The sequence below is a fragment of the Paraburkholderia azotifigens genome (genome assembly GCF_007995085.1).
Taxonomy (GTDB): domain Bacteria; phylum Pseudomonadota; class Gammaproteobacteria; order Burkholderiales; family Burkholderiaceae; genus Paraburkholderia; species Paraburkholderia azotifigens.
In genome coordinates this window covers 2,256,189-2,276,431 of record NZ_VOQS01000001.1, presented here as the reverse complement: position 1 = coordinate 2,276,431, position 20,243 = coordinate 2,256,189, and the positions used below count along the sequence as shown (strand labels likewise).

Here is a 20,243-nt window from a genome sequence, read left to right as displayed (position 1 = left end):
ACCAGGTTATGCGGACGCGCTGGAAGTCTGCAACGCATGATGCAGCACTTCGTAGCAGGCGCCCATCGTGTGATAGTCGGTCTTGCCGGCCGGGCTCTTTTCGTCGCTGTACTTGCGGTTGTCGCACGTGAGGATGCGATACCACGCGCCGTAGCGATGATCGACGAAATGCGTCCAGCTGTAGCGCCAGATCTCGTCGTACCAGTCCCAGAAGCGCTCGTTGCCCGTGCGCTTGCCGAGCAGCGCGGCCGTCGCGAAGGTTTCGGCCTGCACCCAGAAGTATTTGTCGTGATCGCAGACGGTACGGTCCGGGCCGAAGCCGTAATAGAGGCCGCCGTGATCGTGGTCCCATGCGTGAGTCATCGCGGCGTCGAACAGTTCGATCGCGCGCGGCAGCAGCCATGGCAACGGACGGTGACGTTCGAGAATCAGCAGCAGCTTCGCCCATTCCGTCTGATGGCCCGGCTGGAAACCCCACGGACGGAAGATGTTCGAGCTGTCTTCCTCGTTGTAGTGCCAGTCCACCGACCAGTCAGCGTGAAAGTGCTCCCACACGAGACCTTGCGACAGCTTCGCCTGACGCAGCGTGATGTTTGTCGCGACACGTTCGGCGCGGTCGAGATAGACGAGGTGCCCTGTCGCTTCATATGCGGCGAGCAGCGCTTCCGTCGTGTGCATGTTCGCGTTCTGGCCGCGATACGAGCTCACGCGCCAGTCGGCGGTGGCTTCGTCGGCGTACAGCCCCGCTGCGGGATCCCAGAAGCGGTGCTCCATCAGTTCGAACGTCGCGGCGATCATCGGCTTCGCTTCTTCGATGCCCGCCATCGCCGCGTGTGAATACGCGAGCAGCACGAAGGCGAGGCCGTAGCAGTGACGCGTCGCGTCGAGCGTGCGGCGGTGGCCGTCGCGCCAGTCGACCTCCCAGTCGTAGCCCTGATGATGCGGATCCCAATGGCCGTCGCGCAGGAACTTCAGCCCGTGCTGCGCGTACTCCAGATGCTGCGGATCGCCGAACTGGCGGTACGCCATCGCGTAGTTGAACACGTAGCGGCAGCTGCTGACGAGGTGTCGCGTCGTGCGGTTGTAGATCGAGCCGTCGTCGCGGAAAAAGTGGAAGAAGCCGCCGCTCGGATCGAACACGTTCGGCGCGTAAAAGCGCAGCGTGTCTTCGATGTGCGACAGCAGGAACGCGCCGTCGCGGAAGCTCGCGACGGGCGGCGCCTGGTGGTTGGCGGTGTCGTTCGAAAGAGTCGTGTCGGGTTGTTTCATGGCGTGTTCACCGAGGTACTGGCACGGACTACGAGTTGGACGGGTACGCGAATGTCGAGTGCGGGCGGCGTGTCGTCGAGCAGCAGTTCGACGCCGCGCCGACCGAGCGCTTCCTTGTCGACGGCGATCGTCGTGAGCGGCGGGCGCGCGTGCGCGGCGGCGGGAATGTCGTCGAAGCCGACGATCGCGATGTCCTCGGGCACGCGCAAACCGCGCGCGAGACACACGCGCAACGCGGCGAGCGCCGCGAGGTCGTTGTACGCGAAGACGGCGTCGGGGTGCGGGCCGGGACGATCGAGCAGCTGTTCCATCGCGAGCGCGGCGCCGGCGTCGGGATCGAGCCCGGCGTCGATCGTCAGTTCCAGCGACGGATCGAAAAGCAGACCGGCTTCGAAGAACGCGCGCCGGTAGCCGAGCGCGCGCTGCGCGATGCTGTAGTGCGCGAGCGAGCCGCCGATGAACGCGACCCGCGTGCGCTTCTGCGCAAACAGATGCTGCATCGCGAGCGCGGCGCCCGCCTGGTTGTCGAGATTCACCGAGCGCAGGTTCGGCGCCCACAGGTCGATCAGCACGAGCGGGCGCTTCATCGCGGTGAGCGTCGCGAGCGTTTCGGGCTCGACGAAGCCGGCGACGGCGATCGCGTCGGGCGCGTGCAGGCGCATCTGCTGCACCACGTCTTCCGTCGGACCCGCCGTCAGCACGGACGGGACGATGCCGCGCTCGCGGCACGCATCCTCGACGCCGTGCAGCACGTGCGAAAAGAAGGGACTGACGGCGAAGTTGTTGTGATGCCGATGCAGCAAAAACGTCAGCCGGCGAATGCGCGGGCGCAACTGGGCGGAATCGTAGCCGAGCAGCCGCGCGGTTTCGACGACGCGCTCGCGTGTCGACTCCGACAGGCCTGGCTGATTCTTCAGTGCGCGCGAGACGGTGCCGATCGACACGCTGGCCGCGCGGGCGACGTCGCGGATCGTTGTAGCCATCGAAAAGACGGCGGCGCAAGCGGGCGCCGCCGCGAAGTTCAGGTTCGGGTGATTGTATAGTAAAACGTCACTCGGAAATCCTTGTCAGATAGCTTTCGATACGCGTAGATACCCGTATATAGGCGCAGAGAATGCTTCTAATTTGTTTAGTAAAATTCTCTAAACGATTCGCGAATTTCATTATTCGACACGCCGCGCGCGCACGGGCGGGTGCTCCCGCCTCGCGTTCATGGGCGAATCAGAACGCGAAAATGGAGGCGCGCACGGTCAGGAGTCGCGTTGCCAAAGTGACTATGTGGCGTGACAGGAAACTGTCTGCGCTGTGCCGCGCTGCGCGATGTGGTGCCCAGAAGGTGCCCAGAAGGTGCCCAGAAGGCGCGCGGGAAGTCGAAGCGGGCGGCGCGGCTCAGTCGACGGTTGCCATCGCGCGGCCTTGCAGAAGCATCTGGCTTTCCTCGAACCCGACCGTCACGAGGCCGGACGCTTCGCTTTTCGCGCGGCGTTTGGCGAGCGCCGCCACCGATGCGATGTCCTCGCTGCTATAGGCGGCGTCGTCGACCCGCGGCTGCACCTGCACGCAGCCGATGGCCATCGTCACAAAACCGAAGAACATCGGATTGCCGCGCCGGTCTTCGCCGTGGATACCGCCCGCCAGACGGTCGCCCGGCGCGTAAAAGCGCTGCGCGCCTTCGTTGAACACGCGAATCGCGCGCTGCGCGCGCTCGTGCCAGTCCTCGCTCTGAAACAGCACCAGGAAATCGTCGCCGCCGACATGCCCGAGAAAATCACGGGTGGGATCGCAGACCTCGGCGAGCACGTGAGCGGCGAATTTCAGCACTTCGTCGCCTTGCCAGTAGCCGTACTGGTCGTTGAATGGCTTGAAGTGATTCAGGTCGACGTAGCACGCGTAAAAGCCCGCTTCGTGACTGAGCAGACGCGTGATGTGCGAGCTGATGGGAATATTGCCCGGCAGGAAGGTGAGCGGATTCGCATAGCGGGCCGCTTCGATGCGCACTTCCGTCACCGCGCGCACCAGGCTTTCGCCCGTGCCGAGGCCCACATAGCGGCCCTGCTCGGTGATGACGAAGCCGTCGGCCAGGTAGCGCTGGTCGTCGCTGGCGAGCAGCTTGGCCATGTCCTCGACCGTCATCGACTTTTCAATGACGACGGGCGACTCGTTCGCGAACAGCATGCAGGGCCGCTTGCCGAACAGTTCGCGGTGATACGGCAGCGCGTAACGGTCCATGAATGCGCGGCGATTGATCAGCGCGACGGGCTTTTCCTGCTCGACGACGGCGACGGCATGCAGGTTCGGCAGCCGGTTGAAGAGTTCGAGCACGTCGTTGTTGGTCGCGTTGCGCGGCAGCGCGGGCGCGTGCACGACCATTTTCGCCGACGCCATGCCGCCCGACGGCGAGGCGCTCACCGAGCGCGTCGCTTCCGGAAACACGGCGATGTGGCCCGAGCGCAGCGCTTCGCGTGCGTCGTCGGCGAGCTTGCGCGGCGGGCGCGCGCTCGGCTTTCCGAAGAAATAGCCCTGTCCGCAGGCGATGCCCATGTCGCGCACGACGATCAGATCCGCTTCGTTTTCGATCCCTTCGGCGACGAGGCGTGCGCCACTCGCGGCCGCGAAGTGCTGCATCGCCTTGACGGCTTCGAATTTGAGCGGATCGCAGGCGATGTCGTGAATGAAAAATCGGTCGATCTTCACCACGTCGGGCCGCAGGCGCACCCACAGGTTCATGCTGGCGTTCGCCGTGCCGTAATCGTCGAGCGCGAACTGGGCGCCCGCCGAGCGCAGCACGGAGATGGCGGGCAGAAAATTCGCGACGTCGGGGATCGCGCTCTGCTCGGTCAGCTCGATCACGATGCGCTCGGCATCGACGCCCATATTGCGCAACATCATGAAGGTGCTGTCGCGGTCGTCGGCGAGCTGGCGGATCGCGCCCGCGCTGAAATTCAGGAACAGCTTGCCGTCGTAGCCGAGCTTCGCGAACGCTTCGATGCAGGTTCGCGCGGCCGCGCGCTCCAGCGCGATCACGCTGCCTTCGGCGGCCGCCTGCGCGAACAGCGCGTAGGGCGTCTCCAGCGCGGTGCCGGCCGGCCCGCGAATCAATCCTTCGTAGCCGAGAATGGCGCCGTCTTCGAATTCGACGATCGGCTGGAATACGGCGGACAGGTCACGCTGCGCTATCAGATCGACGATGCGCGGCGCTGCATTGAGGGAAGGCGAGCGTTGAGACATGACACACACGGCCGGAGCATTGGACCGACGGCTTATCGGCGGCCAGGCGCGAGAATTAAGTGAATTTTTAGTGACGCGAGGCACCGGTTTGGTGCGTCGCGAAAGCGGTTCCATTATCTGGAACGCATATCGACGGAAGTGCGTTTTTCCTATGCCGTCGTGCCGAGGCGACAGCGAGGAGCGGGGGCGCTGAAATAACAAAAAAGCCGCCCGCAGGCGGCTTTCCACGACATGCACTCAGGGAGAGCGCTTATGAATTCCATCTCATTCGAAGCAGGCCTAGCGGCGCGCAACAGCGGCCGCCGTGCCTTTTTGCGCAGCGCGCTTTTCGGCGCTGACGTCGCGCGCCCCCCAGCGCTGCGCGAGCGCGGCGCAGACCATCAGCTGGATCTGATGGAACAGCATCAGCGGGAGCACGACAGCGCCCACCGCGTGCGTCGCGAAAATTACCTTCGCCATGGGCACGCCGGCGGCGAGGCTCTTCTTCGACCCGCAGAAGATGATCGTGATCTGATCGGCGCGGCTGAAGCCGAGGCGCTTGCTGACGAAGATCGTCACCGCCAGCGCGAGCGCGAGCAGCACGGCGCACACCACCAGCAGACCGCCCAATGCGGCAAGCGGAATCTGATGCCACAGGCCTTCATTGACGGCCTCGCTGAACGCGCCGTAGACCACCAGCAGGATCGAGCCTTGATCGACGAATTTCAGCACGGCGCGGTTGCGCTCGATCCATCCGCCGATCATCGGCCGCAGCAACTGCCCGGCGACGAAGGGCACGAGCAGCTGCAGCACGATGTTCCACACCGTATGCCACGGCGAGCCGCCGCTCGCGGCCTGGTTCGTGACGATCACACTGACCAGCGCGGGCGTGATGAAGATGCCGAGCAGACTGGACGCGGACGCGCTGCATACGGCGGCGGGCACGTTGCCCTTCGCAATCGACGTGAACGCGATCGACGACTGAACCGTCGACGGCAGCGTGCAGAGGAACAGGATGCCGGCGTAGAGCGCAGGCGTCACGAGGGGCGAAAGAAGCGGTTTGAGTACGAGCCCGAGCACCGGAAAGAGCGCGAACGTGCTTAGCAGCACGACGAGGTGAAGCCGCCAGTGCGTGGCGCCGGCAATGATCGCCTCGCGTGAGAGCTTGGCGCCGTGCAGGAAGAACAGCAGCCCGACAGCAACGTCAGTGACCCAGTTGAACGCCTGCGCCGCCTGGCCGTGCACAGGCAGCAGGCTGGCGAAAATCACCGTGCCGATCAGGCACAGCGTGAAATTGTCGGGCAGGAGTTTCGGACGGGCCATCTCTTAAATCTCGGTGCGTATAAAGCGATTGCCTTGTCGCCGCCGGCGGGCGGTCGCCAAAGGGCTATTGTCGGTGTAAAGCGATTGAAAAAGCAAATTCATTTGCCGAATTGATTAATTACGTAAACGCATGAAAGAGATCGCGCTTCTGGACTCCCGTATGGTTGTGCCTGCACCCAGAATGTTGCCGCCGATGCTCGCCGCGGCCCATGTTTCAAGTATCGACCAGACGCTCGAATACTGTCTTTGAAGCCGCATTTTTGCGCCACTGTTCAGACGAATTCAGGTGTTCGAATCACCTTGTTTTCAGCGCTTTTTTCGCTTTGGCCCGCAAGGTCTTTGTGGCGAAAAAACGTCGCAGTAACAATGCGTTACAAGAGTGCCGCAGACCTAACATATTTTGGCTCGACACCCTTGGAGCCCGACAATAAATTACTGTTCGAAGGCCGATGGGGCTTTGCGCACAGCAACGTGTTCCGCGTCGCGAGAGTCCCGAAACCAGTCCAGCCGCAGCTCGAACGGCGGACTCTCAGGCGGGTCGTCGGGCAGGTGAAACATGGTGCTTGTAGGGCTGTCGAGGATCAAATGGTGGATGACGGGCGCGCTGGTCGTTGCGCTGACCTCGCTCGCCTATGCGAAGCCGTCATTCGTCCAGCATGACGGACATGGCTTTTTCGGCGGCAGCGCAGGATTTCACGGCTCGTCGTTTGGCGGACCCGTGCACGGCAACCCCGTGCCGCGCGCCAACGTATCGCGCGAGATGCCGCGTGGCGTTCCGATGTCCAGTCATACGGGGCGCTATGCGCGAAACGACGTGCCGACCATGCGCGGCAACGCATCCGGCTACGGCGCTCAACGCATGATGGTTCCCTCAGACGTTTATCGAAACCGTCCGGCCGCGCAATATGTCGGCACGCAGTACGCAGGCGCAATCACACCCATCAGCACAGATTCGCGCAACGCGCCGCGTCCGCCTTCCAATGCGCAATCGGCACACGTCGGGTCGATTCGCGACGACGTCACGCGCTACAACGAAGAGCGCGGGGCATCGCGGCCCATTCCTCGGCCACCCGGCGAATCGTCGCGTATTCCGTCTCCTTCGCCTTACCGCAACTGACCCCTCGCTTTTGCGCTTTACATCGCACCCTGGCTTCGGGCGCGACCGTCTCTTATGCCATCCGTCTCACACCGAGTTTCGGATCGGTCTCCTCTCAAACTCGCCTCGTCGTTCTCTGACGTCTCCGCACGCCTCGTCAAAATTCACCCGATTGATCTGACGTAAGCACGCCACACTTTTTTGAAATCGCTCGTCAGTGCGCGAGCTTTTGTCATCAAATCCCCTCGTTGTTGCGGCGCTGCGTCAATCCTCGATCGATGCGCGTCACGTCGTCTGTCGTGCTGTAGAATCCGCGCCCTTCAGAGCGCCTGCGCGGGTTTGCGGCGACGCGGAAACAAGGTGCACCGGCAACCAGTATCAGGCCGAAAGTTCACCAAACTATTCAGTCCCATATACCCGCAATAAGCACAGATATTTTTGTCCATAAAAATGGTCCGCAAAGATTTGTCCCAGCCCCGATTGGCTCGACGATCAGACGGACAACAAATCACGGATCCGGCGAGCGCCCCGCCGTACAGCCACACCCTTTTGACAAAGACAGGAGAACCCATGAATACCACCGTCAGCCGTGCGCTGAGAACAAGCCGTAAGGCGAGCCTGAAGGCGACCGTCATCGGCGCCTTACTGGCCATTGCATCGACGTCGTCGTTCGCGCAGTCGAGCGTGCAGCTTTATGGTCAGGTCGACGAATGGGTCGGCGTAACGAAGTTCCCGGGCAGCCAGAGCGCATGGAACGTGTCGGGCGGCGGTATGTCGACGTCGTACTGGGGCATCAAGGGCGCAGAAGATCTGGGCAACGGCTACAAGGCGATCTTCACCCTGGAAGACTTCTTCCGTGCGCAGAACGGCAAGTTCGGCCGCTTCGACGGCGACACGTTCTTCGGCCGTAACGCGTATGTCGGTATCGAATCGCCATATGGCACGGTGACGGCGGGCCGTCTGACGACGCAACTGTTCGTGTCGACGATTCTGTTCAATCCGTTCATCGACTCGTATGTCTTCTCGCCGGCGGTGTATCACGTGTTCCTCGGTCTGGGCACGTTCCCGACCTACACGACGGACATGGGCGTGGTCGGCGATTCGGGCTGGAACAACGCGGTCCAGTACTCGACGCCGGACTTCAGCGGCCTGTCGGGCAGCGCGATGTACGCGCTCGGCAATTCCGCCGATCACAACGGCTCGAAGAAATACAGCGCGCAGTTCCTGTACTTCCACGGTCCGTTCGCAGCGACGGGCGTGTTCCAGTACGTGAACTTCAACAACTCGCCGACCGACCTCGGTTCGCTGGTCGCGGGGCTGAAGAGCCAGTCGGTTGGCCAGCTAGGCGTGTCGTACGATCTGAAGTTCGCGAAGTTCTACGGCCAGTACATGTACACGAAGAACGACCAGGATGTCGGCAGCTGGCACGTGAACACGGCGCAGGGCGGCGTGTCGGTGCCGCTGGGCACGGGCACCGTGATGGCGTCGTATGCGTACTCGCGCGACGCAGGCGGTCTGGATCAGATGCACCAGTCGGCGGCCATCGGCTACGACTACCCGCTGTCCAAGCGTACCGACGTGTACGCCGCCTATCTGTACGACAAGTACACGAGCCAGTCGTCGGGCTACACGGCTGGCATGGGCCTGCGCGCGAAGTTCTGAGCGCGGCGAACGCCGACGGCGCTCTCGGCGCGCCGCACGAGCAAAGCCCTGCGTCCCTCACGGAACGCGGGGTTTTTTCTTTCCGATGCTCCCGCGCACCGCACATTGACGACGGCTCCTTGATAAAGTCCCGGGAATCAGCCCGATTCATTCCTATTCCGAGCGACTGCAATGGACACCCTCGTCAGCATGAAAGTGTTTCGCCACGTCGTCGAGGTCGGCAGCTTTGTCGGCGCGGCGGAGAAGATGGACATGTCGGCGGCGATGGCGAGCAAGCATGTGATGCATCTCGAACAGCAACTCGGCGCGCGGTTGCTGAATCGCACGACGCGCCGCGTCGCGCCGACCGAGGCGGGTCGCGAATACTACGAGCGTTTGAGCCAGGTGTTGAGCGAACTCGACGAAGCGGAACAGGCGGTCGGTGCCGCGAGCGTCGTGCCGCAAGGCCGATTGCGCGTGTCGTCGCTATCGGCGTTCGGTCTGCGCCATGTGATGAGCGCCGTCGCCGATTACGCGACGCAGTATCCGCAAGTGACCGTCGATATCACGCTATCGGATCGCGTCGTCGAACTGATCGACGAAGGCTTCGATGTCGCGATCCGCGCGTCGCCGTCGGGGCTCAAGTCGTCGTCGCTGATCGCGCGGCAGGTCGCGACGGCGCATCTGGTGTTATGCGCATCGCCTGAATACATCGAGCGGCATGGCGCGCCCCGGAATGCCGCAGATCTCTCGCGCCACAACATCATCCAGTATGCAGGCGTGTCGGCGCTCGAACTCGTGGCGGGCGCGAATGCCGAGAGTGCGCGCGTCAAGCTGTCGGGCAATCTGATCGTCAATCATCTCGAGGCGCAGCGCGTCGTCGTGTTGCAGGGCGCGGCGCTTGCGCTGCTCGGCACGGAAGTGATCGGCGACGATCTCGCGGAAGGCCGTCTCGTGCCTTTGCTCGTCGACGAACTGCCGCCGCGTGAGTTGCCGATTCACGTCGTCTATGCGAGCCGTCGCCATCTGTCCGCGAAGGTGCGCTCGTTCGTCGATTTCATCGCAGAGCGCTTCTCCAGCGAAACGCTCTGGCCGACGCTCGAGCAGATCAAGGCACTCGCGCGGCGCTGAACGGTGCACGCAAAAGCGCTCGCCTGGTGAACGGCGCACGGACGACCGGGTCGTATCGTTATACTGCTTGCAGCACCCGCGAAGCACGAGACGAACGACCTGACGATTCGATCCGGGGGAGACATGACCGATCTTTCCACGCCGCAGCGCATCGGCGACGACGCGCCCGCTTCCCGATCTTCCGCACCGCGCGCGCCGGGCGAGCAATCGTCGCGGCGATTGCGCTTCGTCACGGCGGCCGCGCTGTTCGACGGCCACGACGCATCGATCAACATCATGCGGCGCATTTTGCAGGCGAGCGGTGTCGAGGTGATCCATCTGGGGCACAACCGCTCCGTCGAAGAAGTCGCAACGGCCGCGTTGCAGGAAGACGCGGACGGCATCGCGGTGTCGAGCTATCAGGGCGGGCACATTGAATACTTCCGCTATCTCATCGATCTGTTGCGCGAGCGCGGCGGCGAGCGGATCAAGGTATTCGGCGGCGGCGGCGGCGTGATCGTGCCGGAAGAGATCGCGGCGTTGCAGCAGTACGGCGTCGAGCGCATCTATTCGCCGCACGACGGACAGCGGCTCGGGCTGCAAGGCATGATCGACGACATGATCGTGCGCTGCCGCGACGCTGCGCGACGGGACACCCAGCCGTCGCAAGAACTTCGCGAACTGAAGGACGCGCTGCACCGTGACACCGATAGCGCCGCGCGCCTGGCGACTTTCCGCAGGCTTGCGCGCGTGATCACCTCGCTCGAAACCGGCGATCTCGATCCCGCCGTCCGCGCGGAACTCGCGGCGCACGCGCAACAGGCGAACGTGCCCGTGCTCGGCATCACGGGGACGGGCGGCGCGGGCAAGTCGTCGCTGACGGACGAACTGATCCGCCGCTTCCGTCTCGACTACGGCGACACGCTGACCGTCGCGGTGATCGCGATCGATCCGTCGCGCCGCAAGTCGGGCGGCGCGCTGCTCGGCGACCGCATCCGCATGAATGCGATCGGTGACTGGGGCAACGGCGCGCGCGTGTTCATGCGGTCGCTGGCGACGCGCGACGCATCGAGCGAAATTTCCGATGCGCTGCCCTATACGATCGACGCCTGCAAGCTGGCGGGCTTCGATCTGATCGTGGTGGAAACATCGGGCATCGGTCAGGGCGATGCGGCCATCGTGCCGCACGCCGACAAGTCGCTGTACGTGATGACGCCCGAGTTCGGCGCCGCGAGCCAGCTCGAGAAAATCGACATGCTCGACTTCGCGGATTTCGTCGCGATCAACAAATTCGACCGCAAGGGCGCCGCCGACGCGTTGCGCGACGTCGCGAAACAGGTCCAGCGTAACCAGCAGAAGTTCGCCTCGAAGATAGATGAAATGCCAGTTTTTGGCACAATCGCATCGAGATTCAACGACGATGGTGTGACGGCTGTGTACCAACATATCGCGGCGGCGCTGCATGAGTGCGGCCTGCGTGAAAGCAACGGCCGCCTGCCGAAGCTGGACCGTCTGCGGCACTCGACGGGCCGCAACGCCATCGTGCCGCCCGCGCGCGTGCGGTATCTGGCGGATGTCGCGCTTACGGTGCGCGCGTATCGCGAGCGCGCCGAAGCGCAGTCGCAACTCGCGCGCGAGCGCTGGCAACTCGACGAAGCGCGCCGCATGCTGAACGAAGCGGACGGCAATGTGCCTGGCACGGCAGCATTCGACGCGCTGATCGAGGCGCGCACGTCGCAGATGGGCGAGCGCGAGAAAACGTTGCTCGACTCGTGGCCGAAGACGGTCGCCGCCTATTCCGGCGACGAACACGTCGTGAAGATTCGCGACAGGGAAATCCGCACCGCGCTCACCGTCGAAACGCTGTCGGGTTCGAAGATCCGCAAGGTCGCGTTGCCGGCGTACAAGGATCCCGGCGAAATCCTGCGCTGGCTGATGCTCGACAATCTGCCCGGCTATTTCCCGTTCACGGCGGGCGTGTTTCCGTTCCGCCGAGAGAATGAAGACCCGACGCGCATGTTCGCAGGCGAGGGCGATCCGTTTCGCACCAACCGTCGTTTCAAGCTGCTGTCCGAGGGCATGCCTGCGAAGCGTCTGTCGACGGCGTTCGACTCTGTCACGCTCTACGGCGAAGAGCCGCACGAGCGGCCCGACATCTACGGCAAGGTGGGCAATTCGGGCGTGTCCGTCGCGACGCTCGACGACATGAAGGCGCTCTACGACGGCTTCGACCTGTGCGCGCCGGAGACGTCGGTGTCGATGACGATCAACGGTCCTGCGCCGACCCTACTCGCGATGTTCTTCAATGTCGCGATCGACCAGCAGATTGCAATCGCACGCGCAAAAGCGCAGCAGCAAGGACGCGAGCCTTCGCAGGACGAACTCGATGCCGCGCGCCGTTTCGCACTCGAAAACGTGCGCGGCACGGTGCAGGCCGACATCCTCAAGGAGGATCAAGGTCAGAACACGTGCATTTTCTCGACGGAGTTCAGCCTGAAGGTGATGGGCGACATTCAGGCGTATTTCGTCGAGCACGGCGTGCGCAATTTCTATTCGGTGTCAATTTCCGGCTATCACATCGCCGAGGCCGGCGCGAACCCGATCTCGCAGCTCGCGTATACGCTCGCGAACGGCTTCACGTATGTCGAAGCGTATCTTGCGCGCGGCATGGACATCGACGACTTTGCGCCGAACCTGTCGTTCTTCTTTTCGAACGGAATGGACCCGGAATACACGGTGCTCGGCCGCGTCGCGCGTCGCATCTGGGCCGTCGCGATGCGTGAGCGTTACGGCGCGAACGAGCGCAGCCAGAAGCTGAAGTATCACGTGCAGACATCGGGCCGCAGCCTGCACGCCCAGGAAATCGATTTCAACGATATCCGCACGACGCTGCAGGCGCTGATCGCGATCTACGACAACTGCAACTCGCTGCACACGAACGCGTTCGACGAAGCGATCACGACGCCGACGGAAGATTCCGTGCGCCGTGCCGTTGCGATCCAGCTGATCATCAATCGCGAGTGGGGACTCGCGAAGAACCAGAATCCGAACCAGGGCAGCTTCGTCATCGACGAACTGACCGATCTCGTCGAAGCCGCCGTGCTGGCCGAGTTCGACCGGCTGACGGAGCGCGGCGGCGTGCTCGGCGCGATGGAAACGGGTTATCAGCGCGGCAGGATTCAGGACGAGTCGATGCTGTACGAGCATCGCAAGCATGATGGCTCGTATCCGATCGTCGGCGTGAACACGTTTCTCGGCGCGCATGCGCACGACGCGCCGTTGCCGATTGCCCTCGCGCGCTCGACGGAAGACGAGAAGCAGAGCCAGCTCAAGCGATTGCGCGCGTTCCAGTCACGCAACGAAAGCGATACGGCGACCATGCTCGAACGGCTGAAGCGGGCCGTTATCGACGATCAGAACGTGTTCGCCGTATTGATGGATGCCGTGCGCGTCTGTTCGCTTGGGCAAATTACGCATGCGCTGTTCGAAGTGGGCGGGCAGTATCGGCGGAATATGTGACTTGCTGCGTAAAGGAAAAAGGCCGCATTGAACAAGCGCGGCCTTTTCCATTCGTGCATGCGATGCCGATGCGTCAGCGGCCGATCCCGAGCCGCGCCTTCGCAGTCTCATACTCGTCCTTCAGCCGCGCGACCAGATCGGCGACGCTCGGCACGTCGTGCATCAGACCCACGCCCTGGCCCGCGCCCCAGATGTCCTTCCACGCCTTCGCCTTGTCGCTGCCGAAGTTCATCTTCGTCTTGTCCGATTCGGGCAGCGCGTCGGGGTCGAGCCCTGCGTGCACAATGCTTTCGCGGATGTAGTTGCCGTGCACGCCCGTGAACAGGTTCGTGTAGACGATATCGGCGGAATTCGCGTTGATGATCGCCTGCTTGTAGCCCTCGACGGCATGCGCTTCCTTCGTCGCGATGAAGCGCGTGCCCATGTACGCGAGGTCGGCGCCCATCGCCTGCGCGGCGAGAATCGAGCCGCCGTTCGCGATCGAGCCGGACAGCACGATCGGGCCGTCGAACATACGCCGCACTTCACCGACCAGTGCGAACGGCGACGTCGTACCGGCGTGTCCGCCCGCGCCCGCCGCGACGAGAATCAGGCCGTCGACGCCCGCATCCAGCGCCTTTTGCGCGTGACGCAGATTGATCACGTCATGCAGCACGATGCCGCCGTAGCTGTGCACGGCATCGACGATTTCTTTCGCGGGCGCGCGCAGGCTCGTGATGAAAATCGGCACCTTGTGCTCGACGCAGACACTGATGTCGTGCTCGAGCCGCGCATTCGACTGATGCACGATCTGGTTGACGGCAATCGGTCCGATGACGGCGTTCGGGTTCGCCGCCTTGTGCTCGGCCAGCGAAGCCTGAATCTGCGTCAGCCATTCGTCGAGCAGTTCGGCGGGACGCGCATTGAGCGCAGGGAACGAACCGACGATCCCGGCCTTGCACTGCGCGAGCACGAGTTCCGGATAGCTGACGATGAACATCGGCGAAGCGACGACGGGCAGGACAAGGTGCTGCAGGACGGCGGGCAATGCCATGATGCGAGTCTCCTGATCGACATGCCGGTACATGAGAATGCCCGGCGATATGAGTGTAGCGGCTGACATCCGCGATTTGCGTCTTCAGACAGCCGTCGGAATTCTAATTTAAGAACGATCGTTCGATTATAGGCGACTCTTGACTGCGTTGCGCGTGCGACGGCGTTTGAAGGAGAGTTCAGGTTCTACGAAAGCGTGGGCTATCCCACTCGCAGCCACACACCCGCCTTCTACAATGCCGAGACTTACAACGAGAACGAGATCCGACATGCCCTTCGCAGACTTCACTCCGTTTCGGGTCACAGCCGGCGACGTCCATATCTTCGGAGTCAAGGGCGGAGCAGGGCCGCCTTTGCTGCTGCTGCACGGACATCCGCAGAGTCATCTGATCTGGCATCGGTGCGCGTCGCAACTCGCCGAGCATTTCACGGTGATCGCAACCGACCTGCGCGGCTATGGGGCGTCGGCGAAACCGCCGAGCGATGCGGCGCACGCGCCGTACTCGAAACGCGCGATGGCCGCCGATCAGATCGCCGTGATGCGTGACCTTGGCTACGAGCGCTTTCTTGTCTGCGCGCACGATCGCGGCGCACGCGTCGCGCACCGGATGGCGCTCGACTTCCCCGACGCCGTCGAACGTCTGATGCTGCTCGACATCGCGCCGACGCTCGCGATGTACGAAGCCACCGACCGCACGTTCGCGACGCTCTATTTCCACTGGTTCTTCCTGATCCAGCCCGAGCCGCTGCCGGAGACACTGATCGAAGGCAATCCCGACATCTACGTCGACCGTGTAATGGGAAGCCGCCACGCCGGGCTCGCGCCGTTCGCGCCCGAGGTGCTCGCCGAGTACCGCAAGGCTTTACGGCAACCGGGCGCCGTGCATGCGATGTGCGAGGACTACCGCGCATCGGCGACGATCGACCTCGAGCACGACCGCGCGGATGTCGAACGTGGGCAGAAGATTGCGTGTCCGCTGCGCGTGCTGTGGGGCGCGGAGGGCGTGATCGACAAGTGCTTTGAGCCAATCGACGAATGGCGCAAGGTCGCGCGCGACGTCAGCGGACGCTCGCTGCCGTGCGGCCACTACATCCCCGAGGAAGCGCCCGCCAAACTCGTCGCGGAGATGCTGTCGTTCTTCGAAGCCGTCGAGCTTTGATTCTCTCCGGCGCGCTAGCCGTTCGCCCGTTCAGCCGAGCGGCGGCAGACGCCGCGGCACGGGCGTCGATTTGACGATGGCCGTGCTCGTTTCCGCACGCTCGGTCACTTTCGACAGGATCTCGTCGAGCTGATCGATCGAGCGCAGATACAGGCGGCAGATGAAACAGTCGTCGCCCGTCACCTTGTCGCATTCGACGAACTCCGGAATGCGCCGTATCACCTCCTCCACCAGATGCAATTGCCCGGGCAGCGGCTTCACGCGCACGATCGCCTGCAGCGTGTAGCCGAGCGCGCGCGGATCGAGCTGCACGGTGAAGCGTTCGATCACGCCTTGCGCGTCGAGACGCCGTAAGCGGTCCGCCGTGGCGGGCGCGGAGAGGCCGACGTTGCGCGCCAGTTCGCTGACGGGCTGGCGCGCGTCGTCGGCGAGACTCGCGAGCAGCATGCGATCGGTGTCGTCGAGCTGCGTGGATGAGGGCGGATGTTTCGATGCGGGCGAAAGGTGTTTAGCCATGTTGGCCTTCACATTCAAGGTGAATTTGCGGTAGCACCTAATTTTAGATATGTATTGCGCCAGTCGGGTTAATTACACTGACGGCAGGATGTGAATCTTCTGGAGAGTGTCAGATGGCAGCAGGCAACGAAGTGCGTGAAGTGCGGCGCGGCGCGTTGGAGATGACGCTCGCCATGCTCATGTCCGGAACGATCGGCTGGCTGGTCGTGTCGTCGCAGCAATCGGCGCTGAACGTCGCCTTCTTCCGCTGCCTGTTCGGCGGCGCGACCTTGCTGCTGATCTGTGCGGCGCGCGGGCTGCTCAGACGCAAGCTGTTCTCGTGGAAGATGATCGTGCTCGCCACGCTCGGCAGCGCGGCCATCGTCGCCAACTGGGTGTTGCTGTTCGCGGCTTACTCCCGCGCGTCGATCTCGATGGCGACGACGGTCTACAGCACGCAGCCGTTCATGCTCGTCGCGCTGGGCGCAGTGGTGTTCCGCGAGCGCGTGACGGCGTCGACGCTCGCGTGGCTGCTGATCGCATTCGTCGGTCTTGTGTTCGTCGTGAAAGTAGAACCGGCTGTGCTCGCGGTGCCGGGGCAATATCTGCAAGGCGTCGCGTACGCGGTCGGCGCGGCGTTCCTGTACGCCGTCTCGTCGATCATCACAAAGCACTTGAAGAACACGCCGCCGCACCTTATCGCGCTGATCACCGTGACGACGGGCGTCGTCGTGCTCGCGCCATTCGTGCAGTACGGCGCATTGCCTTCCACGGGCACGCACTGGCTGGAGCTCGTTACGCTCGGCGTCGTGAACACGGGAATCATGTACGTGCTGCTGTATGGTGCAATCCAGAAACTGCCGACGGCGATGACGGGCGCGCTCTCTTTCATCTACCCGGTCGTCGCGATCGCCGTCGACCGGATCGCCTTCGGACAAAAGCTCGCGTGGATTCAGGTGCTTGGCGCGGTGCTGATTCTGCTTGCGGCAGCGGGCGTGAACCTGGGCTGGCGTATCGTGCCGGCGCGGCGTTACTCGATATAACCGTGCGATATAACGGTAGTTCATACCGATAGTACGGATTCCGAATAAGGCGTCAGGCCGGACGTTAAAGAATCTGTAGGGAAATCACCGATGCGTTCGAAAGGTGCGCGCGGGTATTATTTCTTCGACGCTGATCACGTCAACATCATTGCGCCGCTCGAACTGAAAGCCGAGCGGCTTTCTTTTTTGTACGTCCGTTCGCGATGCGCCGACTATCTTGTCAGCGCGGCCAGGGCCTCACAAATCATTCCGCGCGCGCGCTGATTTGCTCGCCGTCGAATTGCAGCGGACCATTCTTCCCAGCCAATCCTTCGACCAGTTCGCGCAGCAGCGCAGGCCATGCACTGCGCGGTTGCAGCATCGACGCGGCAGCGCGCATGACACTCGCTTCATCGACCATGCGCAGTAACGTTTCGAAAGACATCGCGCGCGCGTCGAGCAGCTTGAACACGATCAATACTTTCAGCGCGTTCTTCGCGTTGCGCGACGGATCGGCACGCAGCCACGCCACACGCGACAGCGCGCGGTCGAGCGCGGCGTGCACGTCGGAAAATGGCGCGCCGTGGCCGGGAATGACCGTTTTCACGTCGAGCGTGCCGATCAGTTCGAGCACGGCCTGTTGCTCGGCGAAACCGCTTTCGCCTTCGAGTTCCGGAAAGATCACGCCGAAGCCGTTTTCCCACAATGCGTCCGCGCTGATCAGCAGTTGATGTTCGGCACAGTAGAGCATCAGCGAATGCGGATCGTGGCCCGGCGCGCCGAGCACGTCCCACGCAAGCGCACCGAGCGTCAGGCGCATGCCCGGCTCGATCGTGCCGGAAAACGCAAAGCGTTCGCAGAACTGACCCGTCGCGCGAAAGGTCAGACGGGCTTCGTCCCACTCGCGCACGGCATCGGCTTCCGTCGACGGAATCAGCGTTTTGCACGGCCACGTTGCCTGCAATCGCGCGTTGCCGCCGCAGTGATCCGAATGCAGATGCGTGTTGACGATCAGATCGAGCGGCCGCGCGCCGAGTGCATGCTGGACGAGCGCGACAGTCTGCGCCGCGTGCGACGCGTAACCCGTATCGACGAGCGCCGCACAAGCTTCATCGACGAGCAGCACGTTGTTCGACGACAGCCAGCCGCGTTCGAACACGCGTATCGACTCAGGCAGCGCGATCATGCCGTGTTTTCCTGAGCGGCCGCCTTCGGCATCACGAGTATCGTGGACTTGCCGATCACCACCGTTTCGGCGCGCTGGTTCACGACGCTTCCTTCGAGTTGCGTCAGATCGCCGTTGAGGCTTGCCTTCCAGAATGCGCCGACGACGCGCCATGTCATCGTCAGCGTGTCGCCGCTGTGCACGGCTTTTTTGAGCTTGATGTCGAACTCGAGCCCGAGCGGCTGTGCATACGTCGAAAAGTGCGTGGCGAGCAGCGCCATGAAGTGTGCGGTCGGCTGCGTGCCGGAAGAGATCAATCCGCCGAAGCGGCTTTGCGCTGCGTAAGCCTCGTCGTGATGCAGCGGATTCAGATCGTTGACGGTCGTCGCAAACGACTTGATCGATTCGACCGAGAGGTTCAGCGTCGCGCCGAATGTCTCACCAATCGTGACGACGCGCGGCGGCGTGTTCATGTCTTCGCCTCTCGCTCGACTGCCTGCTTCGCCATGTAACCGGCGTGACGCTTTTCGATTTCATCCCATACGCCGCGCTTTGCCGCGTCGTCGAACGAAGACCAGTTGGCGATTTCGTCGATCGTGCGCATGCAGCCTTCGCACAGGCCGGTCGCCTTGTTCATGCGGCACACGTTGATGCAAGGCGAAGGAACGGGCGCGATGCTTCGCGCCGTTCCGAGCGCGCGCGCGGTGTCGGACATCATGCCGTTTCGCGCAATGCCACGTCGACGACGGGCGCGCCCGTCAGCGTCGCCAGTTCCTGCGGCGTCAGATTGAACACGGCATGCGGATGGCCGGCGGCGGCCCACAGGCTGTCGAGCGTGAAGAGATCGGCGTCGATCAGCGTGACGGGCAGCGTCGCGTGACCGATTGGGCACACGCCGCCGATTGCGTAGCCTGTTTTCTCGCGCACGAACCTGGCGTCCGCGCGCGCGATTTCGCCGACCTGCGCCGCGACCTTCTTTTCGTCGACGCGATTCGCGCCGCTCGCAACGATCAGCACGGGCGCATCGTCTTCGCGGCGGCGAAACAGAATCGACTTGGCGATCTGCGCAATCGAGCAGCCGAGACCCGCCGCCGCTTCCGCCGACGTCTTGCCCGTTTCCGGCAGCATCACGACGTGTCCGGCGTGGCCGCGCTCGCGCAGCAGCAGTGCGACGCGGCGCGCCGAATCGGGCAGCGCATCGAGTTCGGGCGTGTGAGTGGGTTGTCGTACGGTTGCGTTATCCGACATGGGGTGTGTTCCTGTGATGATTCAAACGCAGCTGGATTTTTCGCTGCGCGCTTTCGCAAGCAGTGCCTTGCCGGCGCGCGACACGTTCGGGCGGCCGATCGACGTCGAGATGAAATCGCCGATCTCGACGACTTGCGCCAGATCGATGCCCGTGTCGATACCGAGGCCGTTCATCAGATACAGCACGTCTTCCGTCGCGACGTTGCCCGTCGCACCTTTCGCGTACGGACAGCCGCCGAGCCCCGCCACCGACGCATGAAAAATCTCGATGCCTTCCTGCAACGCCGCGTAGATGTTCGCGAGCGCCTGGCCGTAAGTATCGTGGAAATGTCCCGACAGGCGTTCGCGCGGGAACACCTGTGTGACGGCGGCGAACACTTCGCGCGTGCGCTTCGGCGAGCCGACGCCGATCGTGTCGGCGATATCGATCTCGTCGCAGCCGAGCGCGGCAAAACGCTCGACCACATCGACGACCGACGCCACGGGCACGTCGCCCTGATACGGACAGCCGAGCGAGCACGACACGCTGCCGCGGATGCGAATGCCCTTGTCCTTCGCGGCCTGCGCGACGGGCACGAAGCGCTCGATGCTTTCCGCGATGCTGCAGTTGATGTTCTTTTGTGAGAAGGCTTCGCTGGCCGCACCGAAGATCACGATCTCATCGGCTTGCGCGGCGACGGCGCCTTCGAAGCCTCGCAGGTTCGGCGTCAGCACCGAGTAGATCGTGCCTGGACGGCGCGTGATACCCGCCATCACGTCGGCGCCGTCGGCCATCTGCGGCACCCACTTCGGCGACACGAACGAAGCCGCTTCGACATTCCTGAACCCCGCCGCCGACAGGCGATTGATCAGTTCGATCTTGATCTCGGTCGGCACGAATTCCTTTTCGTTCTGCAGTCCGTCGCGCGGACCGACTTCGACGATCTTGACTGCTTGTGGCATGGCCATGTCTGTCT

At 63.2% G+C, this 20,243-nt stretch carries 18 protein-coding genes; 7 read left to right on the top strand and 11 right to left on the bottom strand.

Going from position 1 to position 20,243, the window contains the following annotated elements; genetic code table 11:
* Nucleotides 1-6: 6 nt before the first annotated feature.
* The 4 genes from FRZ40_RS10145 to FRZ40_RS10130 all read right to left on the bottom strand — a co-directional run bounded on the left by FRZ40_RS10145 (nucleotide 7) and on the right by FRZ40_RS10130 (nucleotide 5,799).
* Nucleotides 7-1,269 (bottom strand): AGE family epimerase/isomerase, encoded by a 1,263-nt coding sequence (locus FRZ40_RS10145; protein WP_028365735.1) that lies wholly within the window; start codon nucleotides 1,267-1,269, stop codon nucleotides 7-9.
* A complete protein-coding gene (locus tag FRZ40_RS10140) occupies nucleotides 1,266-2,252 on the bottom strand; it encodes a LacI family DNA-binding transcriptional regulator (RefSeq protein ID WP_028365736.1) in 987 nt (328 codons plus the stop codon). The genes FRZ40_RS10145 and FRZ40_RS10140 overlap by 4 nt, the downstream gene beginning before the upstream one ends.
* Nucleotides 2,253-2,658: 406 nt before the next feature.
* Complete coding sequence (locus tag FRZ40_RS10135) at nucleotides 2,659-4,497, bottom strand: EAL domain-containing protein (RefSeq protein WP_147234020.1); 1,839 nt, start codon at nucleotides 4,495-4,497, stop codon at nucleotides 2,659-2,661.
* A 279-nt stretch (nucleotides 4,498-4,776) separates the two neighbouring features.
* The gene (locus FRZ40_RS10130) at nucleotides 4,777-5,799 is read right to left on the bottom strand and encodes a bile acid:sodium symporter family protein (RefSeq protein WP_147234019.1); all 1,023 of its coding nucleotides are present in this window, start codon (nucleotides 5,797-5,799) and stop codon (nucleotides 4,777-4,779) included.
* 556 nt (nucleotides 5,800-6,355) lie between these two features.
* Between FRZ40_RS10130 and FRZ40_RS10125 the strand changes: the two genes are divergently transcribed.
* The 4 genes from FRZ40_RS10125 (at nucleotide 6,356) to icmF (ending at nucleotide 13,165) form a co-directional block, all read left to right on the top strand.
* Complete coding sequence (locus tag FRZ40_RS10125) at nucleotides 6,356-6,916, top strand: hypothetical protein (protein ID WP_028365739.1); 561 nt, start codon at nucleotides 6,356-6,358, stop codon at nucleotides 6,914-6,916.
* A gap of 549 nt (nucleotides 6,917-7,465) precedes the next feature.
* Nucleotides 7,466-8,557, top strand: a complete 1,092-nt coding sequence (locus FRZ40_RS10120) for a porin (RefSeq protein ID WP_028365740.1) — start codon at nucleotides 7,466-7,468, stop codon at nucleotides 8,555-8,557.
* A 171-nt stretch (nucleotides 8,558-8,728) separates the two neighbouring features.
* Nucleotides 8,729-9,667 carry a LysR family transcriptional regulator gene (locus tag FRZ40_RS10115; protein ID WP_147234018.1) on the top strand — a complete coding sequence of 313 codons (939 nt, stop codon included), beginning with the start codon at nucleotides 8,729-8,731 and terminating at the stop codon, nucleotides 9,665-9,667.
* 123 nt (nucleotides 9,668-9,790) lie between these two features.
* On the top strand, nucleotides 9,791-13,165 hold the full coding sequence (icmF, locus tag FRZ40_RS10110) for a fused isobutyryl-CoA mutase/GTPase IcmF (RefSeq protein WP_147234017.1): 3,375 nt from the start codon (nucleotides 9,791-9,793) through the stop codon (nucleotides 13,163-13,165).
* Nucleotides 13,166-13,238: 73 nt separating this feature from the next.
* Here the strand turns inward: icmF and FRZ40_RS10105 are convergent, their stop codons facing one another.
* The gene (locus FRZ40_RS10105; RefSeq protein WP_147234804.1) at nucleotides 13,239-14,198 is read right to left on the bottom strand and encodes an NAD(P)H-dependent flavin oxidoreductase; all 960 of its coding nucleotides are present in this window, start codon (nucleotides 14,196-14,198) and stop codon (nucleotides 13,239-13,241) included.
* A gap of 268 nt (nucleotides 14,199-14,466) precedes the next feature.
* Between FRZ40_RS10105 and FRZ40_RS10100 the strand changes: the two genes are divergently transcribed.
* The gene (locus FRZ40_RS10100; RefSeq protein ID WP_147234016.1) at nucleotides 14,467-15,357 is read left to right on the top strand and encodes an alpha/beta fold hydrolase; all 891 of its coding nucleotides are present in this window, start codon (nucleotides 14,467-14,469) and stop codon (nucleotides 15,355-15,357) included.
* A gap of 30 nt (nucleotides 15,358-15,387) precedes the next feature.
* Here FRZ40_RS10100 and FRZ40_RS10095 read toward each other — a convergent pair whose 3' ends face one another.
* Nucleotides 15,388-15,873: an Lrp/AsnC family transcriptional regulator gene (locus FRZ40_RS10095; protein WP_147234015.1), complete on the bottom strand. Its 486-nt coding sequence runs from the start codon at nucleotides 15,871-15,873 to the stop codon at nucleotides 15,388-15,390.
* Between the two features lie 113 nt (nucleotides 15,874-15,986).
* Between FRZ40_RS10095 and FRZ40_RS10090 the strand changes: the two genes are divergently transcribed.
* Both FRZ40_RS10090 and FRZ40_RS44025 read left to right on the top strand, forming a co-directional pair.
* Nucleotides 15,987-16,895 carry a DMT family transporter gene (locus FRZ40_RS10090; protein WP_147234014.1) on the top strand — a complete coding sequence of 303 codons (909 nt, stop codon included), beginning with the start codon at nucleotides 15,987-15,989 and terminating at the stop codon, nucleotides 16,893-16,895.
* 90 nt (nucleotides 16,896-16,985) lie between these two features.
* The gene (locus FRZ40_RS44025) at nucleotides 16,986-17,159 is read left to right on the top strand and encodes a hypothetical protein (RefSeq protein ID WP_158646994.1); all 174 of its coding nucleotides are present in this window, start codon (nucleotides 16,986-16,988) and stop codon (nucleotides 17,157-17,159) included.
* Here the strand turns inward: FRZ40_RS44025 and FRZ40_RS10085 are convergent.
* From FRZ40_RS10085 to FRZ40_RS10065, 5 genes are read right to left on the bottom strand one after another with little or no spacing between them, the layout of a single operon-like run.
* Entirely contained in the window at nucleotides 17,140-18,060 is a 921-nt protein-coding gene (locus tag FRZ40_RS10085; RefSeq protein ID WP_147234013.1) for an MBL fold metallo-hydrolase, read from the bottom strand. The two genes, FRZ40_RS44025 and FRZ40_RS10085, sit on opposite strands and share 20 nt — an antisense overlap.
* Nucleotides 18,057-18,512, bottom strand: coding sequence for a MaoC family dehydratase (locus FRZ40_RS10080; protein WP_147234012.1), 456 nt, complete (start codon nucleotides 18,510-18,512; stop codon nucleotides 18,057-18,059). Before FRZ40_RS10080 ends, FRZ40_RS10085 begins: the two co-directional genes overlap by 4 nt.
* Nucleotides 18,509-18,757 (bottom strand): DUF1289 domain-containing protein, encoded by a 249-nt coding sequence (locus tag FRZ40_RS10075; RefSeq protein WP_147234011.1) that lies wholly within the window; start codon nucleotides 18,755-18,757, stop codon nucleotides 18,509-18,511. The genes FRZ40_RS10080 and FRZ40_RS10075 overlap by 4 nt, the downstream gene beginning before the upstream one ends.
* Entirely contained in the window at nucleotides 18,754-19,287 is a 534-nt protein-coding gene (locus FRZ40_RS10070) for a YbaK/EbsC family protein (RefSeq protein ID WP_028365750.1), read from the bottom strand. The genes FRZ40_RS10075 and FRZ40_RS10070 overlap by 4 nt, the downstream gene beginning before the upstream one ends.
* Before the next feature lie 21 nt (nucleotides 19,288-19,308).
* A complete protein-coding gene (locus FRZ40_RS10065; RefSeq protein ID WP_028365751.1) occupies nucleotides 19,309-20,235 on the bottom strand; it encodes a hydroxymethylglutaryl-CoA lyase in 927 nt (308 codons plus the stop codon).
* Nucleotides 20,236-20,243: the final 8 nt, after the last annotated feature.